Annotated in this window: 14 protein-coding genes and 13 pseudogenes; 12 read left to right on the forward strand and 15 right to left on the reverse strand. The window is 69.1% G+C overall.

Annotated elements, in window-relative coordinates:
- Window positions 1-89: 89 nt before the first annotated feature.
- Complete coding sequence (locus ACFQJD_RS09060) at window positions 90-728, forward strand: alpha/beta hydrolase (RefSeq protein ID WP_379797695.1); 639 nt, start codon at window positions 90-92, stop codon at window positions 726-728.
- 266 nt (window positions 729-994) lie between these two features.
- Here ACFQJD_RS09060 and ACFQJD_RS09065 read toward each other — a convergent pair whose 3' ends face one another.
- The 10 genes and pseudogenes from ACFQJD_RS09065 to ACFQJD_RS09110 form a co-directional block, all read right to left on the reverse strand.
- Window positions 995-1,345, reverse strand: coding sequence for a Rieske (2Fe-2S) protein (locus ACFQJD_RS09065; RefSeq protein WP_379797697.1), 351 nt, complete (start codon window positions 1,343-1,345; stop codon window positions 995-997).
- Complete coding sequence (locus tag ACFQJD_RS09070; protein ID WP_379797699.1) at window positions 1,342-2,445, reverse strand: amidohydrolase family protein; 1,104 nt, start codon at window positions 2,443-2,445, stop codon at window positions 1,342-1,344. The genes ACFQJD_RS09065 and ACFQJD_RS09070 overlap by 4 nt, the downstream gene beginning before the upstream one ends.
- 49 nt (window positions 2,446-2,494) lie before the next feature.
- Complete coding sequence (locus ACFQJD_RS09075) at window positions 2,495-3,271, reverse strand: HpcH/HpaI aldolase family protein (RefSeq protein ID WP_379797701.1); 777 nt, start codon at window positions 3,269-3,271, stop codon at window positions 2,495-2,497.
- Between the two features lie 40 nt (window positions 3,272-3,311).
- A pseudogene (locus tag ACFQJD_RS09080) lies at window positions 3,312-4,270 on the reverse strand (hydroxyacid dehydrogenase).
- Window positions 4,271-4,318: 48 nt separating this feature from the next.
- Window positions 4,319-5,337 (reverse strand): annotated as a pseudogene (locus ACFQJD_RS09085) (mandelate racemase/muconate lactonizing enzyme family protein).
- Window positions 5,334-6,228, reverse strand: a pseudogene (locus ACFQJD_RS09090) (1,4-dihydroxy-2-naphthoate polyprenyltransferase). The pseudogenes ACFQJD_RS09085 and ACFQJD_RS09090 overlap by 4 nt, the downstream one beginning before the upstream one ends.
- Window positions 6,229-6,280: 52 nt before the next feature.
- Entirely contained in the window at window positions 6,281-7,180 is a 900-nt protein-coding gene (locus tag ACFQJD_RS09095; protein WP_379797703.1) for a 1,4-dihydroxy-2-naphthoyl-CoA synthase, read from the reverse strand.
- A gap of 59 nt (window positions 7,181-7,239) precedes the next feature.
- Complete coding sequence (locus tag ACFQJD_RS09100; RefSeq protein WP_379797705.1) at window positions 7,240-7,581, reverse strand: hypothetical protein; 342 nt, start codon at window positions 7,579-7,581, stop codon at window positions 7,240-7,242.
- A 41-nt stretch (window positions 7,582-7,622) separates the two neighbouring features.
- Window positions 7,623-9,360 (reverse strand): annotated as a pseudogene (gene menD / locus ACFQJD_RS09105) (2-succinyl-5-enolpyruvyl-6-hydroxy-3-cyclohexene-1-carboxylic-acid synthase).
- Window positions 9,357-10,690, reverse strand: a pseudogene (locus ACFQJD_RS09110) (isochorismate synthase). The pseudogenes menD and ACFQJD_RS09110 overlap by 4 nt, the downstream one beginning before the upstream one ends.
- Before the next feature lie 259 nt (window positions 10,691-10,949).
- Here ACFQJD_RS09110 and ACFQJD_RS09115 point away from each other — a divergent pair.
- From ACFQJD_RS09115 to ACFQJD_RS09125, 3 genes and pseudogenes are all read left to right on the forward strand, one after another.
- A complete protein-coding gene (locus tag ACFQJD_RS09115) occupies window positions 10,950-11,162 on the forward strand; it encodes a ribbon-helix-helix domain-containing protein (protein WP_379797707.1) in 213 nt (70 codons plus the stop codon).
- 60 nt (window positions 11,163-11,222) lie between these two features.
- On the forward strand, window positions 11,223-11,501 hold the full coding sequence (locus ACFQJD_RS09120) for a UPF0058 family protein (RefSeq protein ID WP_379797709.1): 279 nt from the start codon (window positions 11,223-11,225) through the stop codon (window positions 11,499-11,501).
- Between the two features lie 61 nt (window positions 11,502-11,562).
- Window positions 11,563-13,226 (forward strand): annotated as a pseudogene (locus ACFQJD_RS09125) (rhomboid family intramembrane serine protease).
- On the opposite strand, the pseudogene ACFQJD_RS09130 reads toward ACFQJD_RS09125, so the two are convergent.
- A pseudogene (locus tag ACFQJD_RS09130) lies at window positions 13,223-13,848 on the reverse strand (METTL5 family protein). The pseudogenes ACFQJD_RS09125 and ACFQJD_RS09130 sit on opposite strands and share 4 nt — an antisense overlap.
- 452 nt (window positions 13,849-14,300) lie before the next feature.
- On the opposite strand from ACFQJD_RS09130, the pseudogene ACFQJD_RS09135 reads away from it, so the two are divergent.
- Window positions 14,301-15,252: pseudogene (locus tag ACFQJD_RS09135) on the forward strand (transcription initiation factor IIB).
- Between the two features lie 60 nt (window positions 15,253-15,312).
- On the opposite strand, the gene ACFQJD_RS09140 reads toward ACFQJD_RS09135, so the two are convergent.
- Window positions 15,313-16,947: a flippase activity-associated protein Agl23 gene (locus tag ACFQJD_RS09140; protein ID WP_379797711.1), complete on the reverse strand. Its 1,635-nt coding sequence runs from the start codon at window positions 16,945-16,947 to the stop codon at window positions 15,313-15,315.
- Window positions 16,948-17,058: 111 nt separating this feature from the next.
- On the opposite strand from ACFQJD_RS09140, the gene ACFQJD_RS09145 reads away from it, so the two are divergent.
- The 3 genes and pseudogenes from ACFQJD_RS09145 (at window position 17,059) to ACFQJD_RS09155 (ending at window position 18,548) form a co-directional block, all read left to right on the forward strand.
- The gene (locus ACFQJD_RS09145; protein WP_379797713.1) at window positions 17,059-17,496 is read left to right on the forward strand and encodes a universal stress protein; all 438 of its coding nucleotides are present in this window, start codon (window positions 17,059-17,061) and stop codon (window positions 17,494-17,496) included.
- 85 nt (window positions 17,497-17,581) lie between these two features.
- Window positions 17,582-17,910: pseudogene (locus tag ACFQJD_RS09150) on the forward strand (2Fe-2S iron-sulfur cluster-binding protein).
- 5 nt (window positions 17,911-17,915) lie between these two features.
- Window positions 17,916-18,548: a rubrerythrin family protein gene (locus ACFQJD_RS09155; protein ID WP_379797715.1), complete on the forward strand. Its 633-nt coding sequence runs from the start codon at window positions 17,916-17,918 to the stop codon at window positions 18,546-18,548.
- A 93-nt stretch (window positions 18,549-18,641) separates the two neighbouring features.
- Here the strand turns inward: ACFQJD_RS09155 and ACFQJD_RS09160 are convergent, their stop codons facing one another.
- On the reverse strand, window positions 18,642-19,250 hold the full coding sequence (locus tag ACFQJD_RS09160; protein ID WP_379797718.1) for a DUF7344 domain-containing protein: 609 nt from the start codon (window positions 19,248-19,250) through the stop codon (window positions 18,642-18,644).
- Between the two features lie 186 nt (window positions 19,251-19,436).
- Between ACFQJD_RS09160 and ACFQJD_RS09165 the strand changes: the two are divergent.
- A pseudogene (locus ACFQJD_RS09165) lies at window positions 19,437-19,789 on the forward strand (DUF555 domain-containing protein).
- A 51-nt stretch (window positions 19,790-19,840) separates the two neighbouring features.
- Window positions 19,841-20,382, forward strand: a pseudogene (locus tag ACFQJD_RS09170) (CBS domain-containing protein).
- Here ACFQJD_RS09170 and purM read toward each other — a convergent pair.
- A pseudogene (gene purM / locus ACFQJD_RS09175) lies at window positions 20,348-21,360 on the reverse strand (phosphoribosylformylglycinamidine cyclo-ligase). The pseudogenes ACFQJD_RS09170 and purM sit on opposite strands and share 35 nt — an antisense overlap.
- Window positions 21,361-21,449: 89 nt before the next feature.
- On the opposite strand from purM, the gene ACFQJD_RS09180 reads away from it, so the two are divergent.
- Together ACFQJD_RS09180 and corA are read left to right on the forward strand one after the other, a co-directional pair.
- On the forward strand, window positions 21,450-21,614 hold the full coding sequence (locus tag ACFQJD_RS09180) for a hypothetical protein (RefSeq protein WP_379797719.1): 165 nt from the start codon (window positions 21,450-21,452) through the stop codon (window positions 21,612-21,614).
- On the forward strand, window positions 21,611-22,603 hold the full coding sequence (gene corA / locus ACFQJD_RS09185; RefSeq protein ID WP_379797721.1) for a magnesium/cobalt transporter CorA: 993 nt from the start codon (window positions 21,611-21,613) through the stop codon (window positions 22,601-22,603). The genes ACFQJD_RS09180 and corA overlap by 4 nt, the downstream gene beginning before the upstream one ends.
- Here the strand turns inward: corA and ACFQJD_RS09190 are convergent.
- Window positions 22,604-23,299, reverse strand: a pseudogene (locus tag ACFQJD_RS09190) (proteasome assembly chaperone family protein); the annotation flags it as partial. It lies immediately after the preceding gene.
- Window positions 23,300-23,341 lie beyond the last annotated feature (42 nt).

Genomic DNA, 23,341 nt, shown 5'->3' on the forward strand with positions numbered 1-23,341 from the left:
GATGATGGAACTCAAGTGACTACCGGACGTGTCTTCGCTCGTGTTCGAACTAGCCGACTTCCACCGACCCCGACGCGGAGGAGCCGACCGTGACCGGCCCGCACCAGGACCAACCGCTCGTGACGGCGGGGACGTCGCTCGACGCTGCCGACGCCGCCGTCGTCCTCGTCCACGGCCGGGGTGCGACGGCCCGGAGCATTATCGGCATGGCGGAGGAGTTCCACCACGAGGGCGTGGCGTATCTCGCGCCACAGGCCGCCGGCAACGCCTGGTATCCGAACTCGTTTCTCGCGCCGATCGAATCGAATCAGCCCGGACTCGATTCCGGCCTGCGGGCCGTCGGCGACGCCGTCGACGAGGCGAACGACGCCGACGTTCCGACCGAGCAGGTGATGCTACTCGGCTTCTCGCAGGGGGCGTGTCTCGCCACCGAATACGCCGCCCGGAACGCGACGGAATATGGAGGAATCGTCGCCCTGAGCGGCGGCCTCATCGGCCCCGAGGGGACGCCCCGCGACTACGAGGGGTCGTTCGACGGCACGCCGGTGTTCCTGGGCTGTAGCGACGTCGACCCGCACATCCCCCTCGAACGCGTCCACGAGACGGCCGACGTCTTCGAGCGCATGGACGCCGACGTGACCGAGCGGATCTACGAGGGAATGGGCCACGGCGTCAACGAGGACGAGATCACCCACGTCGACGGGATGGTCGGCCGGTTGGTGGACTGAGTCGGGGCCATTCGCGTGGGGATTCTTGTATTTCCGCCACGCGTTCGAACGTATGGGCACGCGAACGGCGCTCGGCCGTCTCGCGACGGCGGTACTCCTCTGGTTCGTCGCTTCGACGGTGGCTGGCTACGCCCTCTACAGCGTCGACGTCCTGTCGCCCGACGACCCGTTCGTCGTTACGCTCGGACTGATGGCCCTCGGCGGCGGCTTCGCGTATCTCAGCGCGGCGTTCGTCTCCTACTACGGCGGGGCCAAGCGCGCCTCTTCTAGCGGACGTACAGCTCGCCGTCGTCGCGTACCACCTCGTAGGTCGGGAGGCGATAGGCGGGGTCGGCGAGATGTTCGCCGGTCGTGACGTCGAACTCCCAGCCGTGCCACGGGCAGGAGACGATCTCGCCCTCGCGGTCGTAGACGAGGTCGCCGTCTTCGACGTCGAGCGTCCCCGTGATCGCGCCCTCGCAGGCCGGTCCGCCCTGGTGGACGCAGTAGTTCGACAGGGCGTAGAAGCCGTCGTCGGTGCGGAAGACGGCGATTTCGCGCCCCTCGACGTCGACGACGACGCGCGAGCCGTCCTCGAAGTCCTCGACGGAGGCGACGTGGACGCGATCGTCGCTCAAAAGTCGAACACCCCCAGCGCCGTCTCGCCGTACACTTTCCGGACCGTCTCGGGGCCGAACTGGCTTTTGAGGATGCGAAACAGATCCGAGGAGTGATCGAAGTCGAGGTGGGGGTAATCCGAGGAGAAAAGGAGCGACTCCTCGCCGCCGAAGTGGCGGATGGTGTCCGCGATGTACTGCGGGTCCTCGGTCCCCTCGACGGGTTGGCTCGTGAAGTAGAACTGGTCGCGGACGTACTCGCTCGGGAGCCGTTCGAGCAGCGGCGCGTCCTCGCGTTTGGCGCGGTACTCGTGGTCGAACCGGCGCACGAAATAGGGAATCCAGCCGATGCCGGCCTCCTGAACGACGAAGTCGACGTCGAACAGTTCGGGGACGCCCTTCGTGAGCATGCTGGAGAGGTGGACCATGTGCTGCATCGCGTGGGCGGGGACGTGACTCGACAGGTAGCGGTCGAAGCCCTGGAACTGGTGGGAAAAGGAGAGCATCATCGTCCCGGCGGCGTTGTGCATCATCACGGGGAGGCCGTTGTCTTCGGCCGCCTCGTAGATCGGATGGTATCGCTCCTTGCCGAGGGGCGGGTCGACGCCGCCGCTCGGCAGAAAGACGGCACAGACGGCGTCCTCGTCGGCGCGGTCGTCGATCTCCTCGGCCGCGTCGCCCGGTCGTTGTGGCGCGACCAGACACGCCCCCGAGAGGCCGTCGTCGGGGGCGGCGATCGTATCGAGGAACCACTCGTTGTAGGCCGTCGCCAGCGCCGCCGCGAGTTCGGGATGCTGGACGCAGCCCAGATAGAGGTTCTGCGTCGGCGTCAACACCGTCCGCGTCGTGTCCAGCATCGCCATCCCCTCCCGGACCGCGTCGCGCGATTTGACGGACGTGGACTCGATTTTCCCCGTGTTGACCGGCGTGAGAAAGCCCGCCGAGGGGTAGAAATTCCCGATGTAGCCGTAGTCGTCCGACGCCAGCCCACCTCCGACCATCTCGGCGAACGGCGACGGGAGGTACGGCAGAACGTCTTCCTGGTGCTCCGTCAGGTGGGCGTCGCAGTCGACGACGACGTCGAGATCCGCGACGCCGGACATCGTGTCGTGATCACTCATGGTAAATGTTCTCACTGGACGGCGGCAAATAGATGCGGGTCGCGGCGACCTACCGCACCGCGTCTAGCCGTTCGCCGAGGACCGGCTGGGCCGACGAGATGTCGCCGCCGATGCGGAGCAACTGATAGCCGCGATCCTCCGCGTCGCGGACGGCCTCGGCGGAGCTGGCGATGCCGGCGAGGGGGACGCCCGCGTCCAGTGCTGCCCGTTCGATGCGGTCGACGTGGCCGCGCACGTCGGGGTGGCCTTTCTCCAGCGGGCGGCCGAGCGACACCGAGAGATCCGCGGGGCCGACGAAGACGAATCCCAGGTCCGGGACGGCGAGGATGTCGTCGAGACTCTCGACGGCGGCCGCGTTCTCGATCATCACGCCGAGGGTGACGTTCGCATCTTCTTCCTCGACGTAGCCGTCCGTGTCCCGTCCCCACTCTGTCACCCGGCCCCGGGCGACGCCGCGGTCGCCCGGGCCGCCGTCGTAGCGAAAGCGCGTCGCGGCGACGGCCTCGCGGACTTCCGCGGCCGATTCGACGCGGGGGATCAGGAGCGTCCGGACGCCGGCGTCGAGCGCCTTCCGAATCAGTTTCGGATCCCCGCCGGGGAGACGAACGAGGAGTTCGATGTCCGCCACGTCGGCCGCGCGAGTGAGATCTGAGAGCCACTGGCCGTCCCACGGCGAGGGGCCGGCGTGTTCCAGGTCGACCCAGACCCAGTCGAGGCCGAGGCTCCCGTACACCTCGACCACGGCGGGCGAGAAGGTGGCGGCCTGTGCCCCGTAGGCTGACTCTCCGGCTTCGAGCGTCCGACGAAGGTGATTCGTGCGGTCCATGGGTGGCCCACGAAGGGCGGGGTCCTGAACGTTGCCCCGATCAGCGCACTGCCTCGGAGTTGACCGCCGACTCGGGAACGCCGCCCGCGTAGACGGTGCGGACGTTCTCGCAGGCTTGGGTGCTCGCCGCGCGGAGCGCGTCCGTCGTCATCGCGCCGATGTGCGGCGTGCAGATCACGTTCTCGAAGTCGAACGCGGGGTAGTCCTCCCCGGGCGGTTCCTCGTCGTAGACGTCGACGCCAGCGCCCGTCACCGTGCCCGCCGCGAGGGCGTCGTAGAGCGCCGTCTCGTCGACGACGCCGCCCCGGGCGACGTTTATCAGTTCCCCGTCGAGCGAGGCGAGTTCGTCGGCGTCGACCAGCCCCCGCGTCTCCTCGGTCAGCGGGACGTGGAGGGAGACGGCGTCGGCCGCCGCGAACAGTTCGGCCCGCGACTCGACGGGAGAGACGGCGTCGGGGAACGTCCGCAGGTAGGGGTCGTGCGTGATGACGTCCATCCCGACGGCGTCGGCGAGGGCGGCGACTTCGCTCCCGATGTCGCCACAGCCGAGGACGCCCAGCGTGTCCCCGCGGAGTTCGCCGGCGACGTACCGGTCGCGTTCGAACTCGCCGTTCCGGACGTCCCGGTCGGCCTCGCGGAGTCGCCGGCGGACGGCAAAGAGAAGCGCCAGCGTGTGTTCGGCGACGGCGTGGGCGTTCGCGCCCGGGGTGTTGCAGACGACGACCCCCGTTCGGTGGCCGCGTCGACGTCGACGCCGTCGAGACCGACGCCGTGTTTCGCGAGGACTTTCAGGTTCGTCGCCGCTTCGACGAACTCGCGGTCCGGGTCGAGCATCCGGAAGACGACGGCGTCGAACCGGTCGGCGTCGGCGAGCAGCGCTGCCCGGTCGCCGTAGTCGTCGAGCGAGGCGAAAGTCGCCATGTCGGCGAGCGATTCGGGGCCCGCCGGGTGGAGGTGACTGGGGAGGAGTACGTGCCAGCGGTCGTCGGTGTCTGCCATGCACGTCCGGCCCCGCGCGGAGACAAAAAGATTCGGGGTCGGTGGTGACTACCACACCAGTGAGTCGAAGGCGTCACCGGCGGTTCCCGGCCCCTCGGGAACGGTCGCCGCGCCGTCGACGACGGGAGCGGGGTCGGGCGCGACGTCCGCGTCCAGCAACGCGCCCGTCCCGAGGCCACAGGGGCGAACGTCGGGGATCGTCGCAGCGACGTGGACGGCGGCAGTCCGCGCCGGCGCGGCGTCGACGGTCGTCGTCACCACGGGGTCGACGCCCGCCGATCGGGCCCGGTCGGCGGCGTCGGTCGCCTCGACGGGGCCGCCGAGAACCATCGGCTTCAAGATCACGACGTCGGCGGCGTCGCGGGCGAGAACCGTCTCCAGCGAGCGCGCCGCGAGCGACTCGTCGAGGGCGATTTCGACGCCCCGTCCCCGGAGATCAGCGTGGCCGTCCAGGTCGTCGGCCGGGAGGGTTGCTCCACGTACGCGACGTCGAAATCGGCGAGCGCGTCCACCGCACGGCCAGCCGTCTCGCGGTCCCACGACCCGTTGGCGTCGAGGCGGAGGGTCACCTCGTCGCCGACGGCGTCGCGGACCGCACGGACGCGGTCGACGTCGGCGTCGAGGCCGCCGACGCCGACTTTGAGCTTGAGGCAGTCGAAGCCGTTCGCGTCCGCTCGCGACGCCGCGGCGACGGTTTCGCCGACGTCGTCGCCGCCGACGGTGGCGTTGACGGGCACCGACGCGGCGGGCGACGCGTCGAGGAAGCGAGCGAGCGAGACGCCGGCCGCCCGCGCCCGGGCGTCGACGAGCGCGTGCTCGACGCCGTGTCGCGCCGCCGGGGCGTCGGCGAGAGCGTCGAGGGCGGCGGCCGGGTCGGTCACGCCGTCGAGCGCTCGCTCGCACGCGTCGTACGATTCGGTCCATCCGGGGAGGGCGGCTTCGCCGACGCCGCGGTTCGCGTCGTCCCGCTCGACGCCGACGAAAAACCCGCGGCGCGACTCGATCGATCCGTGGGCCGTCGAGAGCGGGTCGGCGAGCGCGACGTCGAACGGGCGGACGCGGATCATAGCGCGAAGCCGGCGGCGAAGAGGAGGGCGTAGGCGGCGAGCAGTTGCCCCGTCCGTTCGAGCGCGGGATTGAGCGCCTCGCCGGAGGTTTCCGTGAGGACGGTTCGAGCGACGCGGACGGCGAGCGGCAGCGTCAGGAGGGGAGACAGACTAGCGGCGAGAAGCCGAAGCCGACCCAGAGCGCCGGCGGAACGAGATACGCCAGCGCGAGCAAGGCGAGATACTCGACGCGACTCCAGAAGTAGCCCAGGCGGACGGCGAGCGTCCGCTTGCCCGTCGCGGCGTCGGTCTCCCTGTCGCGGATGTTGTTGACGACGAGGATGTCCGTCGAGAGCGCGGCGACGGGGAGGCTGGCGACGACGGCGACGAGCGGGAGCGCCTCGGGTCGGACAGAGACGGAAAGCGGGTCGGCGAGATAGGTCACCGCCTGCACGTAGTAGGTGCCCGTGACGGCGACGAGGCCGAAGAAGACGAAGACGAACAGGTCGCCGAGGCCGTGGTAGCCGAGGGGTAGGGACCGCCGGTGTAGGCGACGCCGGAGGCGACCGAGAGGAGGCCGACGACGAGGATGGGGACGCCGCCGACGTAGACGAGATAGACGCCGACGAGGACGGCAGCGAGGAAGGTCAGATACATCGCCCGCTTGACCGACGCCGGCGGGATGAGACCCGACTGCGTGACGCGGGTGAACCCCTCGCGGTCCTCGGTGTCGGCACCCTTGACGGCGTCGTAGTAGTCGTTGGCGAAGTTGGTCCCGATCTGGATGAGCGCCGCGCCGACGAGGGCCGCGAACGCCGGCAGCGGCGCGAAAAACCCCTCGTGGACGGCGAGACCGGTCCCGACGACGACGGGCGCGGCCGCCGCCGGCAGCGTCTGGGGGCGGGCGGCCATCAGCCACGCTTTCGTCGCCGAGACGTTCGCGTTCGCCATCAGCGCCCACCCATCAGTAGTGCCACGGGAACTCGGAGAAATCCGGCTCGCGGTCCTCGAGGAAGGCGTCGCGGCCCTCCTTCGCCTCGTCGGTCATGTAGCCCAGTCTCGTCGCCTCGCCCGCGAACACCTGCTGGCCGACGAGTCCGTCGTCGGCGAGGTTGAAACCGTATTTGAGCATCCGCATCGCCGTCGGGCTCTTGCTCGTCATCTCGTCGGCCCACTCCAGGGCCACCTCCTCCAGTTCCTCGTGGGGGACGGCTTCGTTCACCATTCCCATGTCCGCGGCCTCCTCGGCGTCGTAGGTCTTGCCGAGGAAGAAAATCTCGCGCGCCTTCTTCTGGCCGACCTGTTTGGCGAGGTAGGCCGATCCGAACCCGGCGTCGAAGGACGCCACGTCGGGGTCGGTCTGGAGGAACTTCGCGTGGTCCGCGCTCGCGAGCGTGAGGTCACAGATGACGTGCAGGGAGTGGCCGCCGCCGACGGCCCACCCCGGGACGACGGCGACGACGGGCTTGGGCATGAAGCGGATGAGTCGCTGGACTTCGAGGATGTGCAGGCGGCCGACGCCCGGTCCGGCGCTCTCCCCGCCGTCTTCGTCGGCGTGGTATTCGTAGCCCGACTCGCCGCGGATGGACTGGTCGCCGCCGGAACAGAACGCCCACTCGCCGTCTTTCGGCGACGGGCCGTTACCGGTCAGGAGGACGCAGCCGATATCCGACTGCCGACGGGCATGGTCGAGGGCGGTGTACAACTCGTCGACCGTCTCCGGCCGGAAGGCGTTGCGCACCGCCGGGCGGTCGATCGCGACGCGGACCGCCGGCACGTCCACCCCGCGGTGGTACGTCACGTCCGAGAAGTCGAACCCGTCCGCTTCCTCCCAGCGCTCGGGGTCCATGAGCTCCGAAACCATACCCGCAACTCCGGCCGGAACGGTAAAAACCCCGCCGACCCGCGACTCGGTGGTCGGCCTCAGCGCTCGGCCAACCACCGGGCGACGGGACCGCCCGGGACCGTCACCCACGAGACGAACGTGATGGTGAGGGCGACGACGACGCCGAGAACGAGATTCGCCGTGACGAGCAACGAGTAGCCGAGGACGAGGACGACGAGGACGCCGGTGACGACGGCCCGTTGCCGACCGAACGTCTCGCTCACTGTGCCCGGGAAGTGAGAGACGACCCAGCCGAACAGATAGACGAGGGCGGCGAGGAAGACGCCGAACAGGACTTGCTGGACGACGACGGAGTACGCGACGATAGCCAGGCCGACGACCATCGCCGCCACGAGAACGGTCTGATTGCTGGAGGGCATCGACTGCCCGTGTTCGGTGAGTGGTAATAAATCCGGGCGAACTAATCGAGGAGCGAATCGACCACTCGCTCTTTGAGTCGTTCCCGAACCTGGTGGCTCGCCTCGGCGTCGGTGCGGACTTCGAGCACCTGCGTCCCCTCGCGGGCGACGGCGTCGGCGTAGGCGTCGCGGAAGTCGTCGCCCTCGACGCGCGCGAACTCGAGGTCGTACAGTTCCCCCGTCGGTTCGAAGTCGAGGCCGTGGGGCGTCTTGAACTGCTCGGTGAACGGCGGGTCGAACTCCTCGATGGGGAGCATGTGGAAGATGCCGCCGCCGTCGTTGTTCACCAGCACGACCGTCGCGTCCACGTCGCACCGCGCGAGGGCGAGCAAGCCGTTCATGTCGTGGTAGTACGCGATGTCGCCGACGACGAGGGTGAGGTGGTCGGCGGTGGCGCTGCCGGCACCGAGCGCAGTCGAGACGATGCCGTCGATGCCGGACGTGCCGCGATTGCCGAGGACGGTGTAACTGGCCGCCACCGGCCGGGCGAAGCGGTCGGCGTCGCGGACGGGCATGCTGTTCGAGACGAACACCGTCCCCGGTTCGGGCGTCAGATCGGCCACGTCGGCGAGGAGGCGGCCCTCGAAAAGTCCGACTCCTCGTCGACGGCCTCCCAGTGGATCCGCTCGGCGCGTTCCCAGCGCTCGCGCCAACCGGCGCTGTCGGGGCCGGAGACGGCGCGCGAGAGGCGGCCGGCGAGACGCGACGGATCGGCGACGACGAGGTCCGAGGCGGTGAACTCCGCTTCGCGCCACCCGCCCGCCGGGTCGACGAGGAGTTGGCGGGCGTCGGTCCGGGCGAGATACTTCCGCAGTGGCTTGGACGTCGGCGACGCGCCGAACCGGAAGACGACTTCGGCGTCGAGCGCGTCGTCGAGTCGGGGGTCGAGGTAGCCGTCGTAGCCGCCGACGGTGGTCGTCACGCGGGTGTGGCCGCCGAAGCGAAGCCCCGAGAGCGGGTCGGCAAGGACGGGGAAGCCGGTGGTGTGTGCGAGGGCCGTGATCGCCTCGGGGTCGGGGCCGGGCGGATCGGCCGGTCCGGCGACGACGAGTCCGCGTTCGACTTCGAGGGCGTCGGCGACGGCGGCCAGGGCTTCCCGGTCGAGTTCCGGCGCACCGGTCGTCGTCTCGACGAACGCCCCGTCGCGACCGCGGACGGCGCGCGACTCGATGTCGGGGGAACGTCGCCGTCCACCGCGGCCGGTTCGAGCGGTTTGCGGAAGGGGAAGTTGAGGTGGACGGGGCCGGCGGGCGCGCCCGTCGCCTCGGTCACCGCGCGGGCGGCCGTCGTTCGGAGCGACCGGAGCTTCCGGGCCGTGGGTTCGGGTTCGGCGACGTCGCGGTACCACCGGACGGCGTCGCCGAAGAGCTTCTCCTGGTCGACGGTCTGATTCGCGCCGGAGTCCCGGAGTTCGGGCGGTCGATCGGCCGTCAGCAACAGGAGCGGGACCCGGCCGCGGTCGGCCTCCAGCACGGCGGGGTGGAAGTTCGCCGCGGCCGTCCCGGACGTACAGACCAGGGGCGTCACCTCGCCCGTCCGCCGGGCGCGGCCGAGCGCGAAGTACGCCGAGGAGCGCTCGTCGAGGTGCGAGAAGACGCGGACGTCGTCGTGGCGGGCGAAAGCGACCGTCAGCGGCGTCGAGCGACTGCCGGGCGTGATACAGACGGCGTCGACGCCGGCGGCCGCGAGTTCGTCCACGACGGTCCGGGCCCAGAGCGCGTTGCGGTTGGGGGCGCTCATCGGCGCTCCAGTTCGTCGAGGATCGGCCGGTACTTCAGCTGTACCTCGTCCCACTCGCGGTCGGGGTCGCTGTCGGCGACGACGCCGACGCCCGCGAACAGCGTCGCGCGCCGGCCATCGCCGACGGCCGAGCGGATGGCGACCGAGAACGACCCGTCGCCGGCGGCGTCGACCCAGCCGACCGGCGCGGCGTACCAGCCGCGGTCGAACGGCTCCGTCTCGCGGATGGTCGACAGCGCCTCGGCCGGGGGAGACCGCCCACCGCGGGCGTGGGATGGAGCGCCTCGACCAGGTCGAGGACGTGGGCGTCCTCCGAGAGCGTCGCGTCGATCGGCGTCCAGAGGTGCTGGACGGTCGCCAGCCGGCGGACGCCGCGCTCGCCCGACCGGACCGAATCGGCGAAGGGGGCCAGTTGCTCGCGGATGGCCTCGGCCACCAGTTCGTGCTCGTGGACGTTCTTCTCGTCGTCGAGCAGTTCCGCCGCGAGCCACTCGTCCTCCTCGGGCGTGTCGCCGCGGCCGGTCGTGCCGGCCAGCGCGCCCGTGTGGACGGTGCGGCCGCGGCGCGTCACGAGCCGTTCCGGCGTCGCGCCGAAGAAACTCGGGGCGGCGTCGCCGGGTTCGACGAGGAAGCGATAGCAGTCGGGGTATCGCGCCCCGAGTCGTTCGAGGACGTCCGGCACCGACAGCGGGCGGTCGAGCGTCGTCGCCAGCGCCTGCGCGAGGACGACCTTCTTCAGGTCGCCGGCGCGGATGCGTTCGACGGCCTCCCCGACCGAGGTCCGCCACTCGTCACGGGCGGTCGTTCGCTCGCGAGCGACGATGCCGGGCGGATCGGCCGGCGGGTCCTCGACGAGCGACCCGATGCGGTCGCGTTCCCGGTCGAGTCGGGCCTCGACGGCGTCGGCGGTGGCGTCGGGGCCCGCGGCGTTGATCGTGAGCCACGCCCCGCTGTCGGCGTACGTCACTTGCACGCGCGGGAGGACGAACCGCGCGCCGGGGAAAGCGGTCCACGGCGGGCGCTCGGTCCCCTCGTCGTGGAACGCGAAGCCGCCGAACAGGCGCGGCTGGGCCGCTTCCGTCCCGGCGTGGACGTTCCCGACCGACAGGAGAGACTCGACTCCCTCGCGGACGGTGGCGAAGCGGTCCGGACCGTCGGCCGTGAGCGTCGCCGCGGCTCCGCCGGCGACGACGGTCGCCTCCTCCGGGGCGGCCCAGAGCGTACGCGGCGACGTCGCCGCCCGGAGGACGGTCCGCGGCGACGGGGCGTCGACCCGAACGGCCCGGCTGACGAGGCGCGTCCCCGCCTCGTCGGTTCGGGGAAGTTCCATTACGTCTCCTTCCGGTCGCCGGACTCTTTTACCTAACTATACGTCAGCCCTCCGCCGCAGTCGGGGCGAACGCCGTGGAGCGACTCCGTTCCGAACGCGGTGGCTGACCGACACGAACCACCGGGGCGAAGATACACGGAGCGGGAACTGCATTTTCGAAACGTTGAACCTGGATTTCGGGTTCCGGATTCGAGATTCGTCAAGTCTGAACATCCCCCGTCAGAGTTAAATACCGGCTGTTCAAAGCGTGGAACGTCAGATGCCCAAAGTCGAAATAACCGTGCCGGAACATCTCGAGATGCAGATCGCCCAGCTCGTCGAGCAAGGCGAGTTCGTCAACCGCGAGGAGGCGATCGAGGAACTGCTCTCGACGGGTCTGCGCGCGTACAAGACCAGCGGACCGATGGACGAGGAAGAGCCCGGGTTCGAAGAGGAAGGGATGATGGGCCACGAAGACGAGTACGTGTTCTAACGTCGCGATTTGCTGGGATGCGCAATAACGCTTAAACTTCCCTCCGAACTATTCACGAGCATGCACAAAGAGGAGTTGCTCGAACTGCACGAGCAGATGGTGGCGATTATGGAGTACTTCCGGTCGCGGGAGAACGTCGACAGCGGTCTCTTCGAACCGTACGAACAGTTGAGCGTCGATCCGTCGCACGTTCACAAATCCAAGAGCGAACACAAACACGCCGTCTTCGTCCTCGGGAACGCTCTCGCCTCCGCGATGAGCGAAGACGAGTTCTCCGACGCCGGCCGCATCGGCAAGCGGATGGCCGAACTCGCCGAGGACGCCGAGGAGAAACTCTAAGCGAGTTACGCGATAGCCCGGCGGCGCGGGATTCATTACCTGCGAGGTGGGAGTCGAAAGCATGGTGTCGGGTCCGAACTGGGCGCTCGTCCAGCGACTGGCCGTCGTCGTCGCTTTCGTTCTCGCCCTCGTCGTCGTCGCCGCGGTAGATCGATCGTCACGCTCCCGCGTCGGCCACCTGCGCACGCGGTTGCTCCTCGGCGTCCCGTGGGGAACGCTCACGACCCTCGCGGTCGTCACCTCTGTCTATCTGTTCCTGCAGGGCGGCTGGTCGAACTGGCATACGCCCGTCGTCGTTCCGTTCCGCGCCTGGTCGTACTTCTACCCGCTCGGCGTCCTGAGCGCGGCGTTCGCTCACGTCGGCGCGGGACACCTCGTCGGCAACCTCGTCGGCACGCTCGCGTTCGGCGCGCTCGCGGAGTACGCGTGGGGTCACTTCCCGCGCTCACGGGGGGCGTCGACGTTCAGTTCGTGGCGGACGAACCCGTACGTCCGGGCGTTCGTCGTCGTCCCGAGCGTCGCCGTCGCCGTCGGCCTCGTGACGGCCGCCTTCTCCATCGGGCCGATAATCGGATTCTCGGGCGTCGTGTTCGCGTTCGCCGGCTTCGCCCTCGTCTACTACCCGCTCGGAACCGTGGTCACCCTCTCGGCCGGAGGCGTCGTCCGGACCGTCTATCGCACGCTGCGCTCGCCGACGGTGATCGGAAAGGCCGAACCCGTCTACTCCTCGCCGTGGTGGGCCGACGTCGCCATCCAGGGCCACGCGCTCGGTCTCTTCGTGGGCGTCCTCCTCGGCCTGTGGGTCGCCCGTCGCCGCGGCGACGACCCCCGTCGCCGCTCCGTCTGTGGAGCGGCGTCGTCCTCTTTGCGGTCGCGCAGTCGCTGTGGGCCGTCTACTGGTACCGCGGCAGCGAGACGTACGTCCTCTATCGCGCCGTCGGCGTCGTCGCCGTCGCCCTCCTCGCGACGCTCGTCACCCTCGCCGTCACCGCCTCGGACCGGCCCCTGTTCGACGCGCCGGCGGACGCCCTCCGCGCGATGCCCCGGTGGCAGGCCGCCGCCGTCGCCGTCGTCCTCGTGACGGCGGCGATCAGCGGGCCGGCCGTCCCCGTCAACCTCTCGCGCCCGGCGGACGACGCCGTCGCGGCGACGACGACGGTCCGGGATTACGAGGTGACATACGCCGAAAACCTCACCAACAGGATGGTGTCGGCCGTCGACGTCTCGGCGCTCGGCGAGACGACGAACGTCACCACGTCGGGCGTCGTCGTCGAGAGTCGCCGGCGCAGCATCTGGACGACGGCCGTCACGAAGGGGCGACTCGACTTCGCCGGCGACGCGCGGGTGCGACTCGGCGGCGTCGGATGGCGGGAGACGGTCGGCGTCCACCGCGACGGGTGGGACGTCGTCGGCAACGACACGGTCTATCGCGTCTCGCTGTCACACGACGGCCGCAACGCGACGGCGTACACGTCGCCGCCGAAGCGCGCCGAACCGGTCGTCGCCGGCCGCAACGTCTCGGTGGTCGCCCGCCCCGACCGGTTCCTGGTGAACGTCACGCGGGCGAACGAGTCGGCGTCGGCACCCGTGCCCGCGAACGACAGCTCGGTGACGCTCCTGAACGTGACGCTGGTCCGGAACGGGACGAAACTGTTCGCCACGCACGGCGAGACGCGCGTCCGCGTCGCCAACGAGGAGACCTATCCGGCGAACCGGGCGGGTTAGTCGGTCCAGACGATGCGGTAGACTTCGGTCTCCAGTTCCTTCCGGTCGGCCTCGTGGAAGTCGAACTGCCGGTCGAGTTCGAACGTGGCGCGGAAGGCGTGGGTCACCTCGCCACCGTTGTCGGCGGCGAAGGCCTCGACGAACTCCCGACTGCCCGCGTTGTGGACGGAGTAGGAGACGTCGGCGACGTCGGCGGCGGTTTCGAGAAACGCCCGGTCGGCGTGTTCGTGGCCCTGTTGTGCGCCGAACGGGGGTTCATCACGACCGTCGTCGGGCCGTCGGGACAGAGGGGAGCGTGGGTCGCGTCCGCCTGCACCCAGTGGATGTCTGTGCGCGTCCCGACGCGCGGGCGGTTCTCGCGCGCGGTTTCGAGGGCGTCGCGGTCGAGTTCGACGCCGACGACGCGTTTCGGCCCGCGGAGGGCCGCACCGAGGGCCAGCATCCCGGTGCCGGTCCCCAGATCGACGACGGTCCTGTCCTCGATGTCCCCGTTCAGATCCGCGACGTGGACGACGTGGGCCGCGAGCTCCGGCGGCGTCGGATACTGTTCGAGGGCGACCTGCGGATTCTCGAATCCCGCGACGACCGTGAGCTGTCCTTCGAGTTCGGCTTTCGTCGCCATGCTCACGCCTCCACCCGTCGGACGTCCCCCGCACTCTCGGCCATCGCGGCGTCACACGTCTCCTCCGTCGAGCGCGTCGTGTTCATGAGAGGAAATATTCTCCGGTTATACTAAAGAGTTTGTAAATGCACAATAGTAATCTATCGGCGCGTGACACTGATATGGAATGCGACCCATACACACTCTGGGGGTCACACGCTCCAACGCCCCCATTCCCCGATACCCGGGAGCGAGGATTTGGTTTCCCACGTCCGGACCCGACCACACCGGCGACGGCGATTGTATAATAGCGTATCGGCGGGGCGAGAGGTGCTTACGCGCGGTAACCCGGAGTCGAACGGTGGATTCAGGCGACAGAAGCCCCGTGGGGCGCGGCTACGGGCTGAACGCGGTGGGAGAGAGATCTTCCCCATCACAAACATTTAAATGTCCCGTTCTCCACAACACTTATAATGGAACGTCCGAGCCGCCAGCGTCAACAAACCCAGGAGACGGAACAGGAAGCGGACGAATCCTTGAACTGCCCGGAGTGCGGGTCGGAGAACGTCGTTACGGACGCGGACCAGGGGGAACTCGTCTGTGACGACTGCGGACTGGTACTGGACGAACAGCAGATCGACCGCGGGCCGGAGTGGCGGGCGTTCAACCACTCGGAGCGACAGAGCAAGTCCCGCGTCGGCGCGCCGATCACCGAGACGATGCACGATCGGGGGTTGACGACGACCATCGACTGGAAGGACAAGGACGCCTACGGCCGGTCGCTCTCCTCCGAGAAGCGGAGTCAGATGCACCGCTTGCGCAAGTGGCAGGAGCGCATCCGCACCAAAGACGCCGGCGAGCGCAACCTCCAGTTCGCGCTCTCGGAGATCGACCGCATGGCCTCCGCGCTCGGCGTCCCCCGCTCCGTGCGCGAAGTCGCGTCGGTCATCTACCGACGCGCGCTCAACGAGGACCTGATTCGGGGCCGCTCCATCGAGGGCGTCGCCACCTCCGCGCTGTACGCCGCCTGTCGGCAGGAGGGCATCCCCGCTCGCTCGACGAAGTCGCGGAGGTGTCCCGCGTCCCGCAGAAGGAGATCGGCCGGACGTACCGCTACATCTCCCAGGAACTCGGCCTCGAACTCAAGCCGGTCGACCCGAAGCAGTTCGTCCCCCGATTCGCGTCCGCGCTCGAACTGAGCGAGGAAGTGCAGGCGAAAGCGACCGAGATCATCGACGTCTCCGCCGAACAGGGCCTGCTCTCGGGGAAATCGCCGACCGGGTTCGCCGCCGCCGCGATCTACGCCGCCTCGCTGCTCTGCAACGAGAAAAGACCCAGCGCGAAGTCGCCGACGTCGCCCAGGTGACCGAAGTCACCATCCGCAACCGATACCAGGAACAGATCGAAGCGATGGGCTTCCGGTAGCCCCGGACGCGGCTCGTTCGAGGAGTTCGCCCACGGCGTCACCGAGTTACGCCGACGATCTCACGTAGACGACGACTTCCCGGTTCCAGAGCGCGAGGCGGTAGGTCCGCGCGTCGTACCCTCTAACCGCGAGTCCAGCGTCGAGCGAGCGTTCGGATCCGCGACGACCACCGGCGGCGTCGACGCGCGTTCGTCGAGCGCGGCCGCGTCGTATACGCCGTCCGTCTCCGCTCCGACGCGTTCGAAGTACCACGGGAGCGGCAACCGGTTGCCCCACTCGTCGTTCACGGGCGGCCGGTCGGCGTCCGCCCGATAGCCGTCGACGAATCGCTCGCCGTAGAACACCACGTCAGTGCCGTCGTTGCCCTCGATGGCGACGGAGACGTCCTCGATCAGCGGGTTCAGGTCGTCCGCGGGCTGGGCGTAGTGGACCATCGGGTTCTCCGGCGACGGCGACGCGTAGACGTTCGACGCCGTCACCGCGCCGACGTGGCCGGTGAGAGCGAGCGCGAGGACGACGACGGCGGCGACGCTGGCCGCGTCGTCGCGCGCGGCGGCTCGCCGCCCGAGGCGGACCAGCGCGCCGGCACCGACGGCCGCGGGCACCGCGAGCGCGACGAGCGTGTGAAGCGCGACCCACGGCGCGCTCACTTCGGTCACCACCGGAAAGACGAACAGCGACGCGCCGGCCCAGTAGGCGTGGAAGGCGACGATCGGCCGCGGCTCGCGGGTGCCGTATCGGTCGCGGAGGAAGGCGACGGCCGCGAGGCCGACGACCACGAGCGAGACGGCCGCCAGCACCTCGGCGTAGTCCCGCACGAAGGGCAGAAACGGGTGGGTGCCGTCGTGTCGCCGGCCGACGACGCGCACGCCGACGAACTTGGCGACGGTCCCCGCGAACGCCGCGTCGACGACCTGGGGGAACGTCGTCGGTTTCCAGAGGCCCGGACCCTCGCCGCCGCCGGCCCGCGGCGCGTAGAAAAAGAGGACGACGGCCAGCGCGAGGCCGACCGCGGACGCGACGTCGCGTCCGCGGGCGCGGAGGGCGCGCTCGGCGGTCGCGAGTCGCTCGCGGGCCACCGCTCCCTCGCCGAGCAGGCGGTAGTGGTCGAACGTCAGCGCGGCGGCGACGCCCCAGCAGGCGACGTAGCCGACGAAGAAGGCGGACGTCGTCGCCGCCAGTCCGACGGCGAGGCCGGCGGCGTAGAGGCCGCGCTTGCTCCCGGTGTCGACGGCGCGGTAACAGCAGGCGACGGCCAGCAGCGCGAAGACGGCGAGGGGAACGTCGGCGCGGAGGAACCGCGAGTAGTAGACGAACAGCGGACTGGCTCCGAGGACGGCGGCGAGCAGAACCGTCTCGACGCCGCGGAGTCGCCCCCGAAAGACGAGGGCGACGAGCGGCGCGAGGCCGCCGACCGCGGCGACGACGAGGCGGGCGGTGGCGTCGCTCGTGCCGAGGGCCGCGAAGACGGCCCTGTCGACGACGTAGAGGAACGGGCCGCCGGCGACGGGGCGGTACTCGAAGACACCGGTGGCGAGAAAGCGGAGCGTCCAGTAGCCGACGCGGCCCTCGTCCCAGTGGACGGTGCGTTCGCCGAGCGCGACGACGCGAACGAGGAGAGCGAGAGCGGCGACGAGGAGGACGGCGACCGTCACCCGGTCGAGGCGGGCGGGCGAGTCGTCGGCCGATGGCATACCGGTCCATCCATCGGCCCCGGTAGAAGCCTTTCGGCTTCGACGGACCGGCCGTCGGGCGCGCCCGATTTCGTCCATAGTTTCTAACCCCGCCCCGGCGTACGTGGACGCATGTACGACGATATTCTCGTCCCGACGGACGGAAGCACGGCCGCCGAGGAGGCGATCACCCACGCCGTCGACGTCGCCTCGCAGTACGGCGCGCGACTACACGCCCTCTACGTCGTCGACGTCGGGCCGTACGTGACGATGGAGGCGGGGAGCGAGATGGTCCTCAACGCACTCCAAGAGGAGGGCGAGCAGGCGGTGAAACAGGTCGAATCGGCCGCCGACGAGGCGGGTGTCGAGGTGCAGACGGCGGTCGTGACCGGCACCGCCTTCCGCGAGATCGTCGACTACGTCGACTCGAACGACGTCGACCTCGTGGTCATGGGCACGCACGGCCGGAAGGGCATCGACCGGTACCTCCTCGGAAGCGTCACGGAGCGCGTGGTTCGGTCGGTAGACGTCCCCGTGATGACCGTCCGCCAGCGGAGCGCGGAGTCCTGAGCCGCCACAGACCGCGGGCTCGATTGCGGCGGATTCCGGCGTCGGTGGATAAAGAGTTTTGCTGGGGTCCTGCATATCGCGGTGTATGACCGACTACACCGTCGAGTTCGTCGGGACGGGCGAGACCATCGACGTCTCCGGCAAGGAGACGATCCTCAAGGCCTGTCTCCGCGAAGGCATCGCACAGGAGTACTCCTGTCGCGTCGGGATGTGTCTGGCCTGTTCGGCGAAGATCGTCGAAGGCGACGTCGTCCAGCCGGCGGCGCGCGCGCTCACCGAGGAGGAAGCCAAGGAGTACGCGCTCACCTGCATGGCGCGCCCGCAGAGCGACCTCGTCCTCGACCGCGGGAAGTACCCCCGAGCATCGAGGAGGACGCCGCGGCGATGGGCGCGGCCGCCGCGGACGACGACTGACGGGTATGGACGGGGCGACGTTCCGGGACGCGCTCGTCGAGGCGAAAGCCGACGAACTCGCGCGACTGGAGTCGCCGGACTTCGTCGACGCGGTGACCGACGGTGAGCGGGACGCGGCGTCGGTGCTGCGGGCGGCGGCACGCAGCGAGCACGCCGCGCGCGAGACCTTCCGAACGTGGGCCGACGACGAATCGGATCCCGACGTCCGAGAGGCGTTCGACGCCGTCGCCCGACAGGAGGACGAACATTTCCGACGCGTCGTCGAACGCGGTACGCCGGACAGTCGGTGCGCGGATCGCGCCGCCGACGCGTTCGACGCGGAGGACGCCGGGCCGATGCACACGTACCTCCGCGGCCGCGAGGACGCCGTCGAACGGATCGCCGGCGGCATGGTCGCCCGGCCGATCGTGAGCTTGCGGACCCACGCTCGCCTCGTCGCGTTCTTCGAAGGCCGAGCGGCGACGACGCGAGCCGATCTGTTCCGCGATCTCCGGGCCGAGACGGCGGCCGTCGTCGACGACGGCCTGGAGCTTCTCGACGTGCGGTGTGCGGACGAGGACTGGGAGCGCGCGCGGATGGTCGGCGAGTACGTCGTACAGCTCGCGTACGACGACTTCGTGGACGCGCTCGCCCGGTGACGGCGTTGGCGTCGGATGCGCCCCGACTCCGGTCGTCTCGTGACGCCGCACGCAGGGCAGATCCCGGCGCGAATCCGCCTCCGGCGAGGCGGCTCAGCGGTCGAGTTCCACCGACGCGTCGTTCGCCCCGGTGGACCGCGCGGAGTACGTGTGAGCGAGCGCGATCACCGAGAGCGCGACCACCGAGAGCGCGAACCACCCGAGCGTCGTGAACGGCGCGACCCCGGCCGCACACGCCGCGACGACCCCACCGGCGACGAGCGCGAGCGCCAGATAGTATCGGTTCCACCGTCGGGTCCCGGCACCGCCGGCGTCGAGGTACTGGTCTACCGCGTCGAGATACGTCGTCGGCACGACGCGGGCGGTCTCCTGGTCGAATCGCACCACGCCCGTGCGTTCCATCTTCGGGATGTGAGACTGCTGTAGCGCCGTGTAGACGCGCTTGCGTTCGTCCGTGGACACCCGATCGACCGTCGTTCCGTTCTCCCGGGCCGCGACCCGTTCTGCGAGCGCCCCGAGCGAGATGCCGGAGTTCGACCCGGCGAGGGCCCGGAGCGCGTATCGCCGCCGCCGATTGGCGATGATGTCGAAGATTTCGTGTTCCGTCGGTTCGTCGAGCGTCCGCTCCGACTCGTCGTCGGCGTCGCTCTCGTCCGCGTACCATTCGTCAGTGGCACCCCTATGTTCCCCTTTCCCTAACATCTGTCCACCGCGCTAACAAGTGGCGGCTAATGGGTGATTAATGTTCGCCACACGCCGCGATTCGGCCGTTTTGTCCGCGTAACATCGTCGCCGTTACGTCTCGTTCCAGTGGGACGGTAGACGGTTCGTCGCGACGGCCACCGTCGAACCACAAGACACGAAACCCCGCGCACCCTGAGTATCTGTATGAGTAACTATCTCGTCGCCATGGAGGCGGCCTGGCTGGTCCGCGACGTAGAAGACGTCGACGACGCCATCGGTGTCGCCGTCAGCGAGGCGGGGCGTCGCCTCAACGAACAGGACAAAGAGTACGTCGAAGTCGAAGTCGGGGCCACCACCTGCCCCGCCTGCGGCGAACCGTTCGACTCGGCGTTCATCGCCGCCAACACCGCGCTCGTCGGCCTCCTCCTCGAAATCGACGTGTTCAACGCCGACGGCGAGAAACACGCCTCCCGCATCGCCAAGAGCGAAGTCGGCGGCGCGCTCCGCGACGTCCCCTCTCGGTCATCGACGTGGTCGAGATCGAAGCCGAGGACTGAGGCCGCCTCCCGTCCCGAAACCTTTTCTAATAACCCAGGGTTATTCCGGATATGGAACTCCCGACGCCCGAAGATCTGAAGAATCGGCGCGAGTATTTGAATCTGACCCAGAGCACGCTCGCCGAACGGGCGGGCGTCTCCCAACCGCTCATCGCCCGCATCGAAGGCGGCGACGTGGATCCACGGCTCTCGACGCTCCGCCGCATCGTTCAGGCCTTGAACGAGGCAGAAGGTGGCGTCATTCACGCGGAAGACCTAATGAACACGGACCTCGTCAGCGTCTCGCCCGACGACTCCGTCCGCGAGGCCGAACAGAAGATGGAAGATTTCGCCGTCTCCCAGCTCCCCGTGATCCAGAACGGAATCCCAATCGGTTCGATCAGCTTCAGTGACATCCGCCACGCAGAGGGAGAAAATGTGGGTGAGATGGCAGTCGCCGAGATCATGAGCGAGCAGTTCCCCACCGCCTCGAGGAAGACTCGGTCGAGAAGGTGAGTAACCACCTCGACTACGACAAGGCAGTCATCGTCACCGAAGGCGGCGAAGCCGTCGGCATCATCACCGAGGCGGACGTAGCCCACGTTCGCTCCTGAGGTCGAGTCCGCGAACCGACACCGACCCGTCCCCTTCCTCGACGCGACCGATGACCCGCCCGTCTGTCGCGTCCGCCAGCGCCTCGGCGTTTTCGGGCGGGAGCGCGGCGACGAAGCCGGTCCCCATGTTGAACGTCCGGTGCATCTCCTCGTCGGAGACGCCGCCTTCCGACTGGACGAACGCGAAGACGGGGTGGGCGTCGAACGGGTCGTCGATGACGTATCTCCGGTCGCCGAGGCGTTCGAGGTTGGTCCACCCGCCGCCGGTGACGTGAGCGGCCGCCCGGACCCCGTGTTCGCGCATCGGGTCCAGCAGGTCCGTGTAGATGCGCGTCGGTTCGAGCAGTGCCTCGCCGAGCGTGTCGTACTCCCCGAACGGACAGGGGTCGGCGTAGTCGTGATTCTGCGTGACGGCCGTCCGGGCGAGCGTCAGGCCGTTGGAGTGAATCCCCGAGGAGCGGAAGCCGACGAGGGCGTCGCCGGGGTCGGCCTCGCCGGCGAAGACGGCGTCTTTCGCCGCCAACCCGGCGCAGGTTCCCGCGAGGTCCAGCCCCTTGACGACTTCGGGCATGACCGCCGTCTCGCCGCCGACGAGTTCGATATTCGCCGCCGCTGCGCCCGCCGCGAGGCCGTCGCCGATCTGTTCGGCGAACGTCTCGTCGGGTTCGTCGACGGCGAGGTAGTCGACGAACGCCACCGGGCGGACGCCCGCCGCCACGAGGTCGTTGGCGTTCATGGCGATGCAGTCGATGCCGACCGTGGAGTAGTCGCCGAGCGCCTCGGCGACGAGGAGTTTCGTCCCGACGCCGTCGGTGGCGAGAGCGAGATACCGGTCGCCGATGTCGAGGAGGCCGGCGTAGTCCCCTCGCTCTCGCCGACGGCCCCGACCAGTGCGGCCGTCGCCGCTTCGCTCGCCTCGATGTCGACGCCCGTCTCGGCGTAGGTGAGTCCCTCTTCGGGGTCCGCGTCGTCGCTCATGCACGAATCGGTGCGCGCGCGGCGCAAAAGCGCTCCGCTTGTCCGACCGAACGCGACGATATTTGTACGTCGCCGTCGTGGCTCGTCGCATGAATCGGACGTTCGGGCTCGGCGTCGGTCTCTCCGCCGTCAGCCTCGCGGGGTACGTCGTCGGGATGCTGGTCACCTATCCGGGGCGTGCCTTCGCCATAACGGCGCTCATGGTCGGCATCACGCTCGTCGCTATCGGCGGCGCGGGCGGTGATGCGACGTGATCCGGGTCCAGATTTACGGTGACGGCGCGGTCGAACCCCACGAGGTGACGTCGCGGGCGGAACTGGACGAGGCACGGACGGCGACGGGGACGACGTGGGTCCGGGTCACCGACGCCGACGCGGACGAACTCGACCTCGTCTCGGACGTGTTCGATCTCCACCCCCTGGAAATCGAGGACGTCCAGAGCGACGTCCGCCCGAAGGCCGAACAGTTCGAGTCTCACACGTTCGTCCTCGTGCGGACGGCGGTCCTGCGCCGCGGGGAGACGACGTTCGAAGAGGAGATACGCGACGAACCGATCGGCCTGTTCGTCGGCGACGGCTGGTTCGTCTCGCTCACGACGAGCGAGGTCCCGGCCGTCGAGGCCATCTGGCGGAGCGTCCTTCGAGAGGATCCGCGACTGCTCGGCCGGGGATCCGACTTCTCGGCCTACCGCGTCGTCGACCGCGTCGTCGACGAGTACTTCGACATCCTCGACGAGATCGAGGACGACATCGAAGCGGTCGAAGACGCCATCGTGGACGAACCCGACGCGGAGACGCTCGAAGTCCTCACCAGCATCCGCCGGGAGTTGCTGTCGGTGCGACGCATCCTCTGGCCGATGCGCGACGCCGTGGGCGTCCTCTCGCGGGGCGGCAGCGAACAGGTCGACGAGAGCACCGAGCGGTACTACCGCGACGTCTACGACCACCTCGTCCAACTGGTCGAACTCGTCGAGACGTACCGCGATCTCGCTATCGGGGCCCGGGACATCTACCTGAACGCGCTCTCGCAGTCGACCAACGAGGTGATGAAACGGCTCACCGTCGTCGCCACCATTATCCTGCCGCTGACGTTCGTCGTCGGCGTCTACGGCATGAACTTCGGCGACAGCCCCTACAACATGCCCGAACTCGGGTGGACGTACGGCTACCCCGCCGTCGTGGTCGGGATGTTCCTCGTCGCGCTCGTCATGCTCGCGTACTTCCGCGAGGAGGAGTGGCTGTGATCACATGTACATCCGGTCTTCGGGGACGTGTTGCTCCTCGACGTCGGCGAGGCGGGTCGAGAGTTCGCGGTAGTACTGCTCGACCTCCCGTGCGAACGCCTCCAGCGGCCCGGAGTCGACGTCGAAGCCGTACACCCGTTCGAAGGCGTCGATGAGGCGAATCGCCGCTTCCACGTCGGGGACCTGGGCGTGGACCGGCGTGACGAACAGGCCGGTTCTGAGCGACGAGTCCATCCCTTCCGACATCAGGCTGGCGTTGACGCCGTCGAGAAAGCCCTCCCTCATCGGGTCGACGTCGACGCCGTCGAGGCGGCGGGCCTGGTAGTCCTCGGTGGCGACGTAGAACGTCGCGTGTTCGTCCGGGCCATGGGCGAAGGGGACGCCCGAGAGGATGGCGATCTCTTCGACGTCGTTCGTCTCCGTCCAGGCGAGGAGCGCGTCAGCGAAGGGACCGGCGGCCCACGCGGGCAGGAACAGTTCGTTGACGAAGACGGTCAAATCCAGGTCGGGGCGGGAGAAAAACCGGGAGTGGTGCCGCGGCGTCCCGGCCTCGAACGGCGTGATCGACGGGAGCTGATCGGCGGCGACGTGACCCGTCTGTTCGAGTTCGAGGTGGTCGACGAGGAAGTCGACGGCCGTCAGCCCGGCCAGACCGAACGACGAGAAGCCGGCGACGACCGTCTCCGAGGGGCCTGTTCGCGTATCCGAAACACGGGCTCGCGTGACTGCGCTGTGCTC

Origin of the sequence: Haloplanus sp. GCM10025708, from assembly GCF_042663985.1 — an archaeon.
Taxonomy (GTDB): Archaea; Halobacteriota; Halobacteria; order Halobacteriales; family Haloferacaceae; genus Salinirarus; species Salinirarus marinus.

What these genes read in the sequence shown, in the direction of transcription:
- ACFQJD_RS09070 (WP_379797699.1), bottom strand. Translation starts at nt 2,445, where the DNA reads ATGAGTGATCACGACACGATGTCCGGCGTCGCGGATCTCGACGTCGTC.
- ACFQJD_RS09075 (WP_379797701.1), bottom strand. Translation starts at nt 3,271, where the DNA reads ATGGACCGCACGAATCACCTTCGTCGGACGCTCGAAGCCGGAGAGTCA.
- ACFQJD_RS09095 (WP_379797703.1), bottom strand. Translation starts at nt 7,180, where the DNA reads ATGGTTTCGGAGCTCATGGACCCCGAGCGCTGGGAGGAAGCGGACGGG.
- ACFQJD_RS09100 (WP_379797705.1), bottom strand. Translation starts at nt 7,581, where the DNA reads ATGCCCTCCAGCAATCAGACCGTTCTCGTGGCGGCGATGGTCGTCGGC.
- ACFQJD_RS09115 (WP_379797707.1), top strand. Translation starts at nt 10,950, where the DNA reads ATGCCCAAAGTCGAAATAACCGTGCCGGAACATCTCGAGATGCAGATC.
- ACFQJD_RS09120 (WP_379797709.1), top strand. Translation starts at nt 11,223, where the DNA reads ATGCACAAAGAGGAGTTGCTCGAACTGCACGAGCAGATGGTGGCGATT.
- ACFQJD_RS09140 (WP_379797711.1), bottom strand. Translation starts at nt 16,947, where the DNA reads ATGCCATCGGCCGACGACTCGCCCGCCCGCCTCGACCGGGTGACGGTC.
- ACFQJD_RS09145 (WP_379797713.1), top strand. Translation starts at nt 17,059, where the DNA reads ATGTACGACGATATTCTCGTCCCGACGGACGGAAGCACGGCCGCCGAG.
- ACFQJD_RS09155 (WP_379797715.1), top strand. Translation starts at nt 17,916, where the DNA reads ATGGACGGGGCGACGTTCCGGGACGCGCTCGTCGAGGCGAAAGCCGAC.
- ACFQJD_RS09160 (WP_379797718.1), bottom strand. Translation starts at nt 19,250, where the DNA reads ATGTTAGGGAAAGGGGAACATAGGGGTGCCACTGACGAATGGTACGCG.
- ACFQJD_RS09180 (WP_379797719.1), top strand. Translation starts at nt 21,450, where the DNA reads ATGAATCGGACGTTCGGGCTCGGCGTCGGTCTCTCCGCCGTCAGCCTC.